Below are 13,365 nucleotides of genomic sequence, written 5' to 3'. Positions count from 1 at the left end.
CTCTATAGGGTGTCGGCCTGCCTTTGGCGAGTCCGCGCCGCGCCGAAGCGCCAGGCGTGGCCTCACCTTTTCCAGTGGCGTCCCTCGGTTGCAACACCAAAACGGTCGGGCATGCGTGCGAAAGCGGCAAGGCCGGCAAGGGCCGCGACCGGATGGGTGACTACATAGGTCGGCATCGTCCTCAACAGCTCGCTGTGCGGCGCCTTGTCCTCGAAGGCCGCGCGGAATTCCGGCCCGCGCAGTGCCGGCAGGATTTTTTGCGAGATGCCGCCGGCAAGGAACACGCCGCCCTTGGCCATGAAGATCATCGCCATGTCGCCGGCGACCCGGCCGAGATAGGTCGAAAACAGCGAGACGGTCTCGACCGCCGCGCGGTCCTCGTGCGCCAGCGCCTTCGCCGTGACGTCGGCCGGCGTTTCCAGCGGCGCATCGATGCCGTCGGCGGCGCAGACCGAGTGGTAGATGTTCATGATACCGCGGCCGCACAGAAGCTGCTCAGCGGAAATGCGGCCTTCGATTGGCTCCAGGAAGGGCCAGATCTGGTAGTCGCGCTCGCTGCGCGGGCCGACATCCACATGGCCGCCTTCGCCGGGAACAGGAAACCAGGTGTGGCGCGCATGCACGAGGCCGGCAACGCCAAGCCCGGTGCCGGGGCCGAGCACGGCGCGCGAGGCTGCGGCGCGCTCGACGCCGGGGCCGATTTTCTCACGCTCTCCGTCGGTCAGCGAGGCAATGGCAAGGGCCTGCGCCTCGAAATCATTGACGAGCAGCACGTCCTCGAAGCCGAGATTGGCGATCATGTCGCGCGGGCGCACCACCCAGGGGCAGTTGGTCAGCGGCACCTCGTCGCCTTCGATCGGCCCGGCGAGCGCAAGGATCGCCGAACGCGGCTGGACGGAGCTTTTATCGAGAATGCATTGCTGGAGCGCGTCGTCGATATTGGCGAAATCGGCGGTGCGCACGAATGGGAACTGCTTCGGCTCGGCAAAGGCATCGAGCAGCAGCGCGAAACGCGCATTGGTGCCGCCGATATCGCCGACCAGGATGGGGAAGGGGAGGTTCGTCTCGTTGTCGCTCGGCCTTGCCATCAAGCTGTCCCGTTCTCTTTCGCGTGGATGGTCCCGCATTTTGCCTATCGGGGGCGGAGGCTGCCGTCAATCGGTCGCGAAGTCGAGCAGGTTTTCGGCCGTCGCGCGGTTCAGCGCCATCGGAATGTCGTATACGATGGCAAGCCGCATCAGCGCCTTGACGTCCACGTCATGCGGCATGGGGGTGAGCGGATCGACGAAGAAGATGAGGAGATCGACCTCGCCGGTGGCGATCAGGGCGCCGATCTGCTGGTCGCCGCCGAGCGGTCCGCTTTTCAGCCGCGTGACGTCGAGGCCGGGACAGGCCTCCAGCACCTTGCCGCCCGTCGTGCCGGTGGCGACGATCTTCGCCTTGGACAGCACGGCTTCGTTCTGCCGCGCAAAGGCCGCCATGTCGTCCTTCTTCTCATCATGCGCGATGAGCGCAATGCATTTCTGACGCGGCATGGGCGTTCCCTGGCGGTTTTAAATCGATTTGAACGCCTTATACAAACGCGGCGGAGCCTTGAAAAGCCCCGCCGTGGGATCGCTTACTGGAACGGCCGCGGGATCGGGATCGGCACAATGGCGGGGAGCGCGGTATCGGCGGCGATGACCGATTCGATCGAACGGCCGGCGCTTTCGCCTGCACCGGAGAAGGCGAGCGCCGTCGAGGTGCCGCCATTGCCCTGGTAGGTCACTTCCTGTTCGGACGCCGGCGAAGGACCGGCGAGCACCGTGCGGCAGGCCTTCGGCAAGTCCGACATCTTGACGTACCAGGGTTTGACGGGCTTGGCGTCCTTCTTCGGTTTCGGCTTCGCCCAGGGCTCCTTGGTGAACCACCAGGCAAGCGAGGCATCGCAGCCGTCGCCGGCCGGCACGCGGGCCTGCGGCTTGCAGCCGGCCGCCCCTTCCGGGCACTTGATGCGGATATGGAAGTGCTCGTCATGGCCGTAGATCGGCCGCACCTTGCCGAGCAGCGAGCGGTCGCCCTGCCAGGTCTCGCAGAGCTTCTTCTTGATCGCCGGATTGACGAAGACGCGCTCGACCTGCGGATAGCTCGCCGCCTTCATGACGAGTTTGGCATGGGTGGAGGTCCAGCGGCGCGAATCGACCGTCAGGAACTTGCTCTTGTCGAGCATGGAGGTGAAGGGCAGCGCGTCGCGCTCGGCGGCCGAAAGCCTGTGGTCGGGCATCGGCGTGAACCAGATATCGGCATCGAGGCCGACCTGGTGGGAGGCATGGCCCGACAGCATCGGCCCACCGCGCGGCTGCGAAATATCGCCGAGCAGCAGCCCCGGCCAGCCGAGCTTCTGGGCGTCGGCGGAAAACTGCTCGATGAGCGCGATCATCTGCGGATGGCCCCAGCGGCGGTTGCGCGACAGGCGCATCGCCTGCCAGGCCGGCCCGTCCGTCGGGATCGCCACGGCGCCGGCAATGCAGCCCTTGGCATAGGAACCATAGGGGCTCGTCGCCATCTTCGCCGGCAGGCGCTTGGCGCCGAACAGTTCCTTCGCCGGCCGTTCTTCGGCGGCAAGCGGCCCGGCCAGCGCGCTCAGCGCAAGCCCGGCGGCGATCAGGCAGGTCGTCAGTCGGGAAATCAAGGAATGCACGGGCATAATCCGGTCTCAAAAATCGCAATCGTTGCGAAAGGTTAAAGGATCATCCTTTCGCGGAAGTGAATCACTGGCCGGGATTGGGGCGGCAAAAACCGCCGCTTTGATGGCGGGCCTGTCATTTGCCCGGATTTTGCCTATTCTCTCGTGCAAGCTCCGGCAAAACGACTGAAAGGGAATTGGCATGCATTCAGCCTTCGGGAAAATGGTGTTCAGCACGGCGCTGGCTTTGTCGCTGGCGGTCGCGACCGGCACGAAGGCGCAGGAAACGAAGGATCCGGTCTGGCGCACCGGCATTTCCACCATCGGCGAGCTGAAACGCCCGAACGGCTTCGAGCGCTTCGACTATGTCAACGCGGACGCGCCGAAGGGCGGCGAGCTGAAGATGTCGGAAACCGGAACCTTCGACACGTTCAACCCAATCCTTTCCAAGGGCGAGGCGGCCACCGCCGTCACGTCGCTCGTCTTCGATACGCTCTTGAAATCCGCCGAGGACGAGATCACCGCCTCCTACGGTCTGCTCGCCGAGGGCGTCTCTTATCCCGACGATTATTCCTCCGCGACATTCCGGCTGCGTCCCGAAGCGAAATGGGCGGACGGCCAGCCGGTCACGGCGGAAGACGTCATCTTCTCCTTCGAGAAGTCGAAGGAACACAATCCCCTTCTCTCGAACTACTATCGCCATGTGATCTCGGCCGAAAAGACCGGCGAGCGCGACGTGACCTTCCGCTTCGACGAGAAGAACAATCGCGAACTGCCGAACATTCTCGGCCAGTTCCCCATCGTGCCGAAGCATTGGTGGGAGGGCCAGGACGCGAAGGGCAACAAGCGCGATATCGCGAACACCACGCTGGAACCGGTGATGGGCTCAGGCCCCTACAAGATCGCCTCTTTCCAGGCCGGCGGCTCGATCCGCTTCGAATTGCGCGACGACTATTGGGGCAAGAACGTCAATGTGAATGTCGGCCAGAACAATTTCGGCACGATCACCTACACGTTCTTCGGCGACAGGAGCGTCGAGTTCGAAGCCTTCCGCGGCGGCAATGTCGACTTCTTCCGCGATGGCAGCGCCAGCAGTTGGGCCACCCGATACGATTTTCCGGCCGTGAAGGATGGCCGCGTGGTGCGCGAGGAGATCGAGAACCCGCTGCGCGCCGTGGGCATCATGCAAGCCTTCGTGCCGAACCTCAGGCGCGAAAAATTCAAGGACCAGAAGGTGCGGGAGGCGATGAACTACGCCTTCGATTTCGAGGACCTGAACAAAACCCTCGCCTATAACGCCTACCAGCGTGTCGACAGCTATTTCTGGAACACCGAGCTTGCCTCCACGGGCCTGCCGGAAGGCCGTGAGAAAGAGATATTGGAAGAGCTGAAGGACAAGGTTCCCGCCGCAGTCTTCACCACGCCCTACACCAACCCGGTGAACGGCGACCCGCAGAAGGTCCGCGAGAACCTGCGCAAGGCGATCGCGCTTTTCAGGGAGGCCGGTTATGAGCTGAAGAGCAACAAGCTGGTCAATGCCAAGACCGGCGAACCCTTCGCCTTCGAGATCCTTCTGTCCAGTCCGTCCTTCGAGCGCACGGTCTCGCCCTTCGTGGCGAGCCTGAAGAAGATCGGCATCGACGCGCGCATGCGCACCGTCGATGCCTCGCAATATACCAACCGCGTCAGAAGCTTCGACTACGACATGATCTACGGCATCTGGGCGCAGACGCTGGTGCCCGGCAACGAGCAGAGCGACTATTGGGGCTCGGCTTCCGTCGAGCAGCAGGGCTCGAAGAACTATGCGGGCATCTCCGATCCGGCAATCGACGACCTGATCCGCAGGATCATCTTCGCGCCGACCCGAGACGAACTGATTGCAACCACGCGCGCGCTCGACCGGGTGCTTCTGGCGCATCACTATGTCGTGCCGCTGTTCTACTCCAAGGCCCAGCGCATCGCCTACTGGAACCACCTCGTGCGCCCCGCGGAACTGCCCTATTACGGCCTGGGCTTTCCGGATGTCTGGTGGTCGAAAAATGCTGCGAAATGAGCCGGGGCTTGCGCCGTGCGGCGTCCTCGGCTCCATATAGCGACGACGAATCACCGCCGCGGCGAGCGGCGGCAGAACGGAAGGGTTGGGCTTGACCGACGGGACTGCGCCAAAACAAGAAGACCGGCAACAGGCTGTGGCGGGTAATCGCTGATGGGCGCCTATATCCTTCGCCGAATCCTGCTGATGATCCCGACGATCTTCGGCATCATGGCGATCTCCTTTGCCATCGTGCAGTTCGCGCCGGGCGGCCCGGTCGAGCAGGTGATCTCGGACCTCACCAACCAGAGTTCCGGCGATCGCCTTTCCGGCGGAACCGAGATGTCGCAGGAGCTCTCGCAGGACAGCGCCTATCGCGGCGCGCGCGGCCTCGATCCGGAATTCATCGCCAAGCTTGAAAAGCAGTTCGGCTTCGACAAGCCGCCGCTCGAACGCTTCTTCACGATGATGTGGGACTATCTGCGCTTCGATTTCGGCGAAAGCTTCTTCCGCAACACCTCCGTGATCGACCTCATCGCCCAGAAGATGCCGGTCTCGGTGTCGCTCGGCGTGTGGATTCTCATCTTCTCCTACGCCATCTCCATCCCGCTCGGCATCCACAAGGCAATAAAGGACGGCTCGGCCTTCGACGTCTGGACCTCCGGCATCATCATCATCGGTTACGCGGTGCCGAGCTTCCTCTTCGGCATCCTGCTGATCGTGCTCTTCGCCGGCGGCTCGTTCCTCGACTGGTTCCCGCTGCGCGGCATCGTGTCCGATAATTTCGACACGCTCGCCTGGTGGCAGAAGCCGCTCGATTACCTGTGGCACATGACGCTGCCGCTGATCACGCTGCTGCTGTCGGCCTTCGCCACGACGACGCTGCTGACGAAGAACTCGTTCATCGACGAGATCAAGAAACAATATGTCACGACGGCCCGCGCCAAGGGCCTCAACGAGCGCCAGGTGCTCTACGGCCACGTCTTCCGCAACGCCATGCTGATCATCATTGCGGGCTTTCCCGGCGCTTTCATCTCGGCCTTCTTCACGGGCTCGCTGCTGATCGAATATATCTTCTCGCTCGATGGCCTCGGCCGCCTCGGCTACGATTCCATCGTGCGGCGCGACTATCCGATCGTTTTCGCCACGCTCTTCATCTTCTCGCTGATGGGCCTCGTCGTCAGCCTCATCTCCGACCTCATCTATACCTGGGTCGACCCGCGCATCGATTTCGAGCGGAGGGACGTCTGATGAGCGCCGTCGTTGACGCAAAACCGATCGCCCCGCCGCGCAAGGGCCTGCTCAACCCGACCAACCTGCGCCGCTGGGAGAATTTCAAGGCGAACCGCCGTGGCTACTGGTCGCTGTGGATTTTCCTCGTCATCTTCGTCCTGAGCCTGCTTGCCGAGGGCATCGCCAACGACCGGCCGGTCATCGCGACCTACAAGGGCGAGATCCTCTTCCCCGTCGTCATCGACTATCCGGAGGAGAAATTCGGCGGCTTCCTGGCCGAGACCGATTACCGCTCGGACTTTATCGCAGAAGAGATCAACGCCAATGGCTGGATGATCTGGCCGCCGATCCGCTATTCCTACAACACGACGAATTCCAACATCCCGCATTCCGCGCCGACCAAGCCGTTCTGGCTGATGTCGGAGGCGGAGCGTTGCGCCGGCTATCCGGGCGGTGCCGCGGACCCGAACTGCAACTGGAACAATCTCAACTGGCTCGGCACCGACGACCAGGCGCGCGACGTGCTCGCCCGCGTCATCTACGGCTTCCGCATCTCCGTGCTGTTCGGCCTGGCGCTGACCATCGCGTCGGCCATCGTCGGGGTCACGGCCGGTGCCATCCAGGGCTATTTCGGCGGCTGGACCGATCTTCTGATGCAGCGCGTGATCGAGATCTGGTCGTCGATGCCCGTGCTCTACATCCTGCTGATCATCGCCTCGATCCTGCCGCCCGGCTTCTGGATCCTGCTCGCCATCATGCTGCTGTTTTCCTGGACCGGCTTCGTCGGCGTCGTGCGCGCGGAATTCCTGCGCGCCCGCAATTTCGAATATGTGCGCGCCGCGCGTGCGCTCGGCGTCGGCAATGCGACGATCATGTACCGGCACCTGCTGCCCAACGCGATGGTCGCGACCCTCACTTTCCTGCCGTTCATCCTCTCCGGGTCGATCACCACGCTCACCTCGCTCGACTTCCTGGGCCTCGGCATGCCGCCGGGCGCGCCGTCGCTGGGCGAGCTGATCGCGCAGGGCAAGAACAATCTCCAGGCACCCTGGCTTGGCTTCACCGCTTTCGCCGTCATGTCCATCATGCTGTCGCTCCTGATCTTCGTCGGCGAAGCGACGCGCGATGCCTTCGATCCGAGGAAGACCTTCCGGTGAGCGCTCCCGAAACCATCCTGTCCGTTCGCGATCTCTCGGTCGCCTTCCACCAGGGCGGCAACACGTCGCTCGCCGTCGACCGGGTCTCGTTCGACATCAAGCGCGGCGAGGTCGTGGCGCTGGTCGGCGAATCCGGCTCCGGCAAGTCGGTGACGGCGAATTCCATCCTGCGGCTGCTGCCCTATCCTGCCGCCAGCCACCCTTCCGGCGAGATTTTCTTCGGCGGCAAGGACCTGCTGAAGGCGTCGGATGCCACGCTGCGCGACGTGCGCGGCAACGACATCACCATGATCTTCCAGGAGCCGATGACCTCGCTCAATCCGCTGCATTCGATCGAGCGGCAGATCGGCGAGATCCTGGAACTGCACCAGGGCATCGAGGGCGCGGCCGCGCGCACGAAAATCCTCGAACTCCTGAACCAGGTCGGCATCCGCGAGCCGGAAAAGCGGCTTGCCGCCTATCCGCATGAGCTGTCCGGCGGCCAGCGCCAGCGTGTGATGATCGCCATGGCGCTTGCCAACCGGCCGGAACTGCTCATCGCCGACGAGCCGACGACCGCGCTCGACGTCACCGTGCAGGCGCAGATCCTGGCGCTCCTGAAAAACCTCAAGGAAGAGCACGGCATGTCCATGCTCTTCATCACGCACGACCTCGGCATCGTGCGCAAGTTCGCCGACCGGGTCTGCGTGATGACCAAGGGCAAGATCGTCGAGACCGGTCCGGTGGAAGAAATCTTCTCCAACCCGCAGCACGCCTATACGCGCCACCTGCTCGCCTCCGAGCCCAAGGGCCAGCCACGACCGGCGGACGACGCCCAGCCGATCGTCATGGAAGCCGAGGACGTCAAGGTCTGGTTCCCCATCAAGGCCGGCTTCCTGCGCCGCGTCGTCGATCATGTGAAGGCGGTGGATGGCATCGACCTGAAGCTGCGCGCCGGCCACACGCTCGGCGTCGTCGGCGAATCCGGCTCGGGCAAGACAACGCTGGGGCTCGCGCTGACGCGGCTGATCTCCTCCCAGGGCCGCATCGCCTTCGTCGGGCAGGACATCGCCGGCCATTCCTTCGGCGAGATGCGGCCGCTGCGCCGCCGCATGCAGATCGTCTTCCAGGATCCCTTTGGCTCGCTGTCGCCGCGCATGTCGGTGTCCGACATCGTCGCGGAAGGCCTGAAGATCCATGAGCCGTCGCTCTCCGAGGCCGAGCGCGACCACCGCGTTGCCTCCGCGCTGGAGGAAACCGGCCTCGACCCGACGACCCGATGGCGCTACCCGCACGAATTTTCCGGTGGCCAGCGCCAGCGCATCGCGATTGCGCGCGCCATGGTGCTGAAGCCGGAATTCGTCATGCTCGACGAGCCGACCTCCGCACTCGACATGAGCGTGCAGGCGCAGGTGGTCGAACTCCTGCGTGACCTCCAGGTGAAGCACAATCTCGCCTATCTCTTCATCAGCCACGACCTGAAGGTCGTGCGCGCGCTCGCCAACGACATCATCGTCATGCGGGCCGGGCGCGTGGTGGAAAAGGGGCCGGCGAAGGATATCATCGAACGGCCGAGCGAGGCCTATACCAAGGCACTGATGGCCGCCGCCTTCGATCTGGAAGCCATCCGCGCCGACAGCATCCGCCAGTAGACATGAAGAGAAATGCCATGAAAAGCCCGGTCATCATCGATCTGAAATTCGACCAGGAGCAGGTTGCCGCCGCGCTCAAGGGCGCTTTTGCCGACCGGGAGGTGATCAATCTGCTCCATCCCGGCAGCCGCAAGCGCGACCTCTCCGGCATCGATTATGCCGTGGTCTGGAGGCCGGGTGCCGATCTTTTTTCGCGGGCGAAAGACCTCAAGGTCGTGTTTTCCGGCGGCGCCGGCGTCGATCATGTGCTGACGCTGCCCGGCCTGCCGGACGTGCCGCTGGTGCGTTTCGTCGACGATACGCTGACGACGCGCATGAGCGAGTGGGTGGTCTTGCAGTGCCTGCTGCATCTGCGCCAGCATCAGGCCTATGAGGCGCAGCGGCAGAAGCGCGTCTGGCGCGAACTCGTCCAGCCGGAAGCCAAGGAACTGACCGTCGGCATCATGGGGTTTGGCGTGCTCGGGCAGGATGCGGCGGCAAAGCTGAAGACGCTCGGCTTCAACGTGATCGGCTGGTCGCGCAGCCGTAAGCAGGTGGATGGTTTCGAGACCTTCGATGCGAGCGGCCTCAATGCCTTCCTCGCCAAGACCGATATTCTCGTCGGCCTGCTGCCGCTGACGCCGGACACCAAGGGCATTTTCAACACCGGCCTCTTCACCCGCCTCAGCCGCAAGGGTCCGCTCGGTGCGCCGGTCTTCATCAATGCCGGCCGCGGCGGCAGCCAGGTGGAGGCGGATATCGTCGCCAGCATCAATGACGGCACGCTGCGCGGCGCCTCGCTCGACGTGTTCGAGACCGAGCCGCTGCCGCTCGAAAGCCCGCTCTGGTCGATGGACAAGGTGGTCATCACGCCGCACGCGGCGGCGGCTTCAGACGTCGCTGCCCTCTTCCGCCATGTGGCCGGGCAGATCGAGCGGCTCGAAAGCGGCAAGCCGCTGGAGCATCTCGTCGATCGCAGCGCGGGGTACTGAAGCTTAGGGTCGGCGGTAGCCCGTCGGCTGCTGATAGAGCCAGCCGATGCGCTCGATCGCCGCGTCCAGCCCCTCGCGCGCCACGCTCATCGTGTGGCCGTTGGCGTGCAGGATGGTTTGGGCGTCTTCCATGATCGCCACATGGCCCTTCCAGAAGACCAGGTCGCCGCGGACAAGGTCCGCGCGCTCGATCGGCGTGCCGAGGCCGGCAGCCTGCATGTCGGAATCGCGCGGTGCCGTGCGGCCGGTCATCATCATCGCAAGCTGCACGAGGGCCGAGCAGTCAAGGCCGAAACCGGAGCGCCCGCCCCAGAGATAGGGCGTTTCAAGGAAACGGGCGGCGATGGACACATAGTCGTCCCCCGCCGTCTCGCCCATGGCCAGGCAATGGCCGGCCACGACGGACTGACCGCCCGCCAGCGTCAGGTAGCGCGTGCCGCGCGTCTCGCTTTCGCCGACAACCGTTAGCCGGCTTCCGATCGACAGCGCAAAGGCGGCAGGCGTCTTCAGGTCGGGGCCGGAATAGGCAAAGCTGCGCGGCACGGCCACGATATGGGTCGCAGCCTGTTCATCCTCGGCAAGTGCTGCTTCCGGCAGATAGCCGACATAACCGTCAAAATCCGATTTCACCCAGGCCCAGCCATCCGCCCGGTCGAGCACGCGAACGTTCTCGCCGAACAGCAGTTGCGTATCGATGCCGGCAGTGAGGTCCGGCCGGGGCCGGAGTGCGGCGACCGGATCGGCGATCCGCGCGGGCGTGCCCGCCACGTAACGCTCCGCCGCGACGGTGCCGCGCAGCGCCTCTTCGGCGAGATCGGGGCGGTAGGCGTTAAGGCGGCGGTCGGGCAGGGCGGTCATGGTCGTCTCACAGGGTTTGCGCACGGCCCCGGGCGATGATCAGGTCGCCCAGGTGTTCGAGATAGAGCGCGCCGTCCACGGTGCGCTTGATGACGACGTTGCGGCGGTCGCGGTCGTCGCGCATGCGGGTGACGAGGCCGAGCTCGCCCATCGTGTCGAGCGCGCGGGTGATCACCGGCTTGGTCACGCCGAGTTTCGCCGCGAGCCCCCGCACCGTATGCGGCGGCGGCACGAGATAGATCTCCAGCAGGATTGCGAGTTGCCGCAGCGTCAGGTCGCGCCCGTCCTGATGCACCTGCTGCAGCGTCACCTCGTGCCAAAGGCCGAGTGCCTGCGTTGGGGTCAGATCTACCGGCACGGCTCCTCCGGATGCGAGCGGATTTTCGTTACGCTACCGTATCGTTCCCCCGAAGGAAAGTCTTCCTCTCAAGCGGTCGCCTTGCGCAGGTGGTGGTAGAGCGCGCGGATCGCCTGCGCCTCGCCGCCAACGGGCGAATGCGGCCGCTCGGCCTGCGCCCAGCCGTAGATGTCGAAATGCGCCCAGCGCTTGTTGCGGGTGACGAAGCGCTTCAGGAACAGCGCCGCGGTGATCGAGCCCGCCATGCCGCCCGAAGGGGCATTGGTGAGGTCTGCGATGCGGGCGGAAACGTCCTTGTCGTAGCCCATGTAGAGCGGCATGCGCCACATCGGGTCGTCCACCGTCAGGCTCGCTTCGGTGAGATCGTGCGCAAGGTCGCCGTCGTCGGTGAAGAAGGGTGGCAGGTCCGGGCCGAGCGCCACGCGGGCAGCCCCGGTCAGCGTCGCCATGTCGATGACGAGGTCGGCCTCCTCCTCGTCCGCATAGGCAAGCGCGTCGGCAAGGATGAGGCGTCCCTCGGCGTCGGTATTGTCGATCTGCACCGTCAGGCCCTTGCGGCTCTTGTAGATGTCGCCGGGGCGGAAGGCATTGGCCGAGATCGAGTTTTCGACGACCGGCAGCAGCACGCGCAGGTCCACCTTCAGCTTGGCATCCATGATCATCAGCGCGAGGCCCATGACATTGGCCGCACCGCCCATGTCCTTCTTCATCAGCAGCATGGAGGAGGCCGGCTTGATGTCGAGGCCGCCGGTATCGAAGCACACGCCCTTGCCGACGAGCGTCACGCGCTTGTGGCCCTTCTTGCCCCAGCGCAGTTCGAGGAGCCGCGGCGCCTGCGCGGAGGCGCGGCCGACGGTATGGATGAGCGGGAAGTTCTCCTTCAGCAGGTCCTCGCCCGTGATGACCGAGACCTTCGCCTTGTAATGCGTGCCGAGGCCGCGGAAAACGTCTTCCATCGCGTCCGGCCCCATGTCGTTGGTGGGGGTGTTGATGAGGTCGCGGGCGAGGAAGACACCGGCGAGCTGGCGCTTGATGTCGGTGGCGTCGGCGTCGCTGGGGATGAGCAGGGTGGGTGCTTCGGAGGCGGAGGCCTTGTAGCGCTCGAAGCGGTAGCTGCCGAGGCCGTAACCGAGCGCCAGGCGATTGGCCGTCAGCGGCGCGGTCTCGATATGCCAGTCGCCGGCGGGGAGCGCGCGGGCGAGCTTGCCCGTCAGGAACGGCGCGTCGGAGGGGTTGCGGCCGAGGCCGAACAGGGCGCCGCCGAGATGGCCGTCGGCGGTCGGCACCATCAGGAGTGCGCCGGATTCCGCCTTGAAGCCGGCCTTCTTCGCCCAGTCGAGCGCGATCGGGTCGATCGTTCCGGTCTCGATATGGGCCGGGGTGATCGCAAAGATCGGCAGGGTCTTTCCGTTCTTCGTGTTGAAGGGAGAGGGCCGGTCGATGAACTGGAAGGGGGCCATGGCGAAACCTTTGAAGAGAGCCGAGAGAATCGGCCAATTAACACTCTGTTAGGGTTAACAGATTATTGCTGGAGCGAAGATTGCGGCGTGATTCCTTAACCGCCGCGACATGCGGAAATCGCTTCGGGGACTTAATCATGGCCGCTTGCCTCACGCGTTCATCCTTCTATTCGGGGCTCCTCAAGGGTGCAGCACTTCTGACCATCGCCGTCGCGGTGGCCGGCTGCGCCGGCAAGAGCAACCTGACCACCGGCTCCATTCCGAAAATGTCGAAGCCGGTGTCCGAGATGAACACGACGGAACTGCGCGGCGCCGCCGACAGCTTCGGCCGGGCCTATGAGAAGAACCCGAAGGACCGCACCGTCGGCATGAACTATGCCAATGTGCTGCGCATGAACGGGCGCAACGACCAGGCGCTCGCCGTCATGCAGCAGGTCGCCATCAGCAATCCCAACGACCGCGAGGTGCTCGCGGCCTACGGCAAGGCGCAGGCCGCGGCCGGCCAGCTCGAACAGGCGCTGAACACCATCATGCGTGCCCAGACACCGGACCGGCCGGACTGGAAGCTGAAATCGGCGGAAGGCGCGATCCTCGACCAGCTCGGCCGCGCCGGCGACGCCCGCCAGCGTTACCGCGAGGCGCTCGATCTCAATCCGAACGAGCCCTCGGTGCTGTCCAATCTCGGCATGTCCTATCTCTTGGCAAAGGACCTGAAGACCGCCGAGACCTATCTGCATTCCGCGGCCTCGCAGCCCGGCGCCGACAGCAGCGTGCGCCAGAACCTGGCTCTCGCCGTCGGCCTCCAGGGCCGCTTCCAGGAGGCGGAAAACATTGCCCGCCGTGAGCTGACCTCCGAGCAGGCCGAGGCAAACGTCGCCTATCTCCGCTCCATGCTGACCCAGCAGAATGCCTGGAAGAAACTCGCCGCCGACGATAGCGGCAATACCAACTAACCAGAGCCTCCCTCCCAAGGACGACTCCGCCCCGGCCGAAATTTTCG

The 13,365-nt window shown here is 64.6% G+C and carries 12 protein-coding genes; 6 read left to right on the top strand and 6 right to left on the bottom strand.

Annotated features, from left to right (window positions below; genetic code table 11):
* Positions 1–62 precede the first annotated feature (62 nt).
* The 3 genes from GB927_RS16830 to mepA form a co-directional block, all read right to left on the bottom strand.
* Positions 63–1,088, bottom strand: a complete 1,026-nt coding sequence (locus GB927_RS16830) for a glucokinase (protein WP_256118327.1) — start codon at positions 1,086–1,088, stop codon at positions 63–65.
* Between the two features lie 66 nt (positions 1,089–1,154).
* Positions 1,155–1,535: a methylglyoxal synthase gene (locus GB927_RS16825; RefSeq protein WP_256118326.1), complete on the bottom strand. Its 381-nt coding sequence runs from the start codon at positions 1,533–1,535 to the stop codon at positions 1,155–1,157.
* An 83-nt stretch (positions 1,536–1,618) separates the two neighbouring features.
* Positions 1,619–2,686 carry a penicillin-insensitive murein endopeptidase gene (gene mepA / locus GB927_RS16820; RefSeq protein ID WP_256118325.1) on the bottom strand — a complete coding sequence of 356 codons (1,068 nt, stop codon included), beginning with the start codon at positions 2,684–2,686 and terminating at the stop codon, positions 1,619–1,621.
* Positions 2,687–2,867: 181 nt separating this feature from the next.
* Here mepA and GB927_RS16815 point away from each other — a divergent pair, with 181 nt between their 5' ends.
* The 5 genes from GB927_RS16815 to GB927_RS16795 all read left to right on the top strand — a co-directional run bounded on the left by GB927_RS16815 (position 2,868) and on the right by GB927_RS16795 (position 9,689).
* A complete protein-coding gene (locus tag GB927_RS16815; protein ID WP_439655503.1) occupies positions 2,868–4,718 on the top strand; it encodes an extracellular solute-binding protein in 1,851 nt (616 codons plus the stop codon).
* A gap of 153 nt (positions 4,719–4,871) precedes the next feature.
* Entirely contained in the window at positions 4,872–5,948 is a 1,077-nt protein-coding gene (locus GB927_RS16810) for a microcin C ABC transporter permease YejB (RefSeq protein WP_256118324.1), read from the top strand.
* Positions 5,948–7,087, top strand: coding sequence for an ABC transporter permease (locus GB927_RS16805; RefSeq protein WP_256118323.1), 1,140 nt, complete (start codon positions 5,948–5,950; stop codon positions 7,085–7,087). The genes GB927_RS16810 and GB927_RS16805 overlap by 1 nt, the downstream gene beginning before the upstream one ends.
* Positions 7,084–8,718 carry an ABC transporter ATP-binding protein gene (locus tag GB927_RS16800; RefSeq protein WP_256118322.1) on the top strand — a complete coding sequence of 545 codons (1,635 nt, stop codon included), beginning with the start codon at positions 7,084–7,086 and terminating at the stop codon, positions 8,716–8,718. The genes GB927_RS16805 and GB927_RS16800 overlap by 4 nt, the downstream gene beginning before the upstream one ends.
* Before the next feature lie 17 nt (positions 8,719–8,735).
* On the top strand, positions 8,736–9,689 hold the full coding sequence (locus GB927_RS16795; RefSeq protein WP_256118321.1) for a 2-hydroxyacid dehydrogenase: 954 nt from the start codon (positions 8,736–8,738) through the stop codon (positions 9,687–9,689).
* Between the two features lie 3 nt (positions 9,690–9,692).
* On the opposite strand, the gene GB927_RS16790 is transcribed toward GB927_RS16795, so the two are convergent.
* The 3 genes from GB927_RS16790 to GB927_RS16780 form a co-directional block, all read right to left on the bottom strand.
* Positions 9,693–10,547: a C40 family peptidase gene (locus GB927_RS16790; RefSeq protein ID WP_256118320.1), complete on the bottom strand. Its 855-nt coding sequence runs from the start codon at positions 10,545–10,547 to the stop codon at positions 9,693–9,695.
* A 7-nt stretch (positions 10,548–10,554) separates the two neighbouring features.
* The gene (locus GB927_RS16785) at positions 10,555–10,905 is read right to left on the bottom strand and encodes a MarR family transcriptional regulator (protein ID WP_256118319.1); all 351 of its coding nucleotides are present in this window, start codon (positions 10,903–10,905) and stop codon (positions 10,555–10,557) included.
* Between the two features lie 68 nt (positions 10,906–10,973).
* On the bottom strand, positions 10,974–12,365 hold the full coding sequence (locus tag GB927_RS16780; RefSeq protein WP_256118318.1) for a leucyl aminopeptidase family protein: 1,392 nt from the start codon (positions 12,363–12,365) through the stop codon (positions 10,974–10,976).
* 137 nt (positions 12,366–12,502) lie between these two features.
* On the opposite strand from GB927_RS16780, the gene GB927_RS16775 reads away from it, so the two are divergent.
* Positions 12,503–13,318 carry a tetratricopeptide repeat protein gene (locus GB927_RS16775; protein WP_256118317.1) on the top strand — a complete coding sequence of 272 codons (816 nt, stop codon included), beginning with the start codon at positions 12,503–12,505 and terminating at the stop codon, positions 13,316–13,318.
* Positions 13,319–13,365 lie beyond the last annotated feature (47 nt).

The sequence above is a fragment of the Shinella lacus genome, assembly GCF_010994755.1.
Lineage (GTDB): Bacteria > Pseudomonadota > Alphaproteobacteria > Rhizobiales > Rhizobiaceae > Shinella > Shinella lacus.
This window is presented reverse-complemented; position numbering and strand designations above follow the sequence as displayed.

Excerpts from the sequence above, each read along its gene's own strand:
- GB927_RS16830 (WP_256118327.1), bottom strand. The coding sequence starts at position 1,088 with ATGGCAAGGCCGAGCGACAACGAGACGAACCTCCCCTTCCCCATCCTG.
- GB927_RS16825 (WP_256118326.1), bottom strand. The coding sequence starts at position 1,535 with ATGCCGCGTCAGAAATGCATTGCGCTCATCGCGCATGATGAGAAGAAG.
- mepA (WP_256118325.1), bottom strand. The coding sequence starts at position 2,686 with ATGCCCGTGCATTCCTTGATTTCCCGACTGACGACCTGCCTGATCGCC.
- GB927_RS16815 (WP_439655503.1), top strand. The coding sequence starts at position 2,868 with ATGCATTCAGCCTTCGGGAAAATGGTGTTCAGCACGGCGCTGGCTTTG.
- GB927_RS16810 (WP_256118324.1), top strand. The coding sequence starts at position 4,872 with ATGGGCGCCTATATCCTTCGCCGAATCCTGCTGATGATCCCGACGATC.
- GB927_RS16805 (WP_256118323.1), top strand. The coding sequence starts at position 5,948 with ATGAGCGCCGTCGTTGACGCAAAACCGATCGCCCCGCCGCGCAAGGGC.
- GB927_RS16795 (WP_256118321.1), top strand. The coding sequence starts at position 8,736 with ATGAAAAGCCCGGTCATCATCGATCTGAAATTCGACCAGGAGCAGGTT.
- GB927_RS16790 (WP_256118320.1), bottom strand. The coding sequence starts at position 10,547 with ATGACCGCCCTGCCCGACCGCCGCCTTAACGCCTACCGCCCCGATCTC.
- GB927_RS16780 (WP_256118318.1), bottom strand. The coding sequence starts at position 12,365 with ATGGCCCCCTTCCAGTTCATCGACCGGCCCTCTCCCTTCAACACGAAG.
- GB927_RS16775 (WP_256118317.1), top strand. The coding sequence starts at position 12,503 with ATGGCCGCTTGCCTCACGCGTTCATCCTTCTATTCGGGGCTCCTCAAG.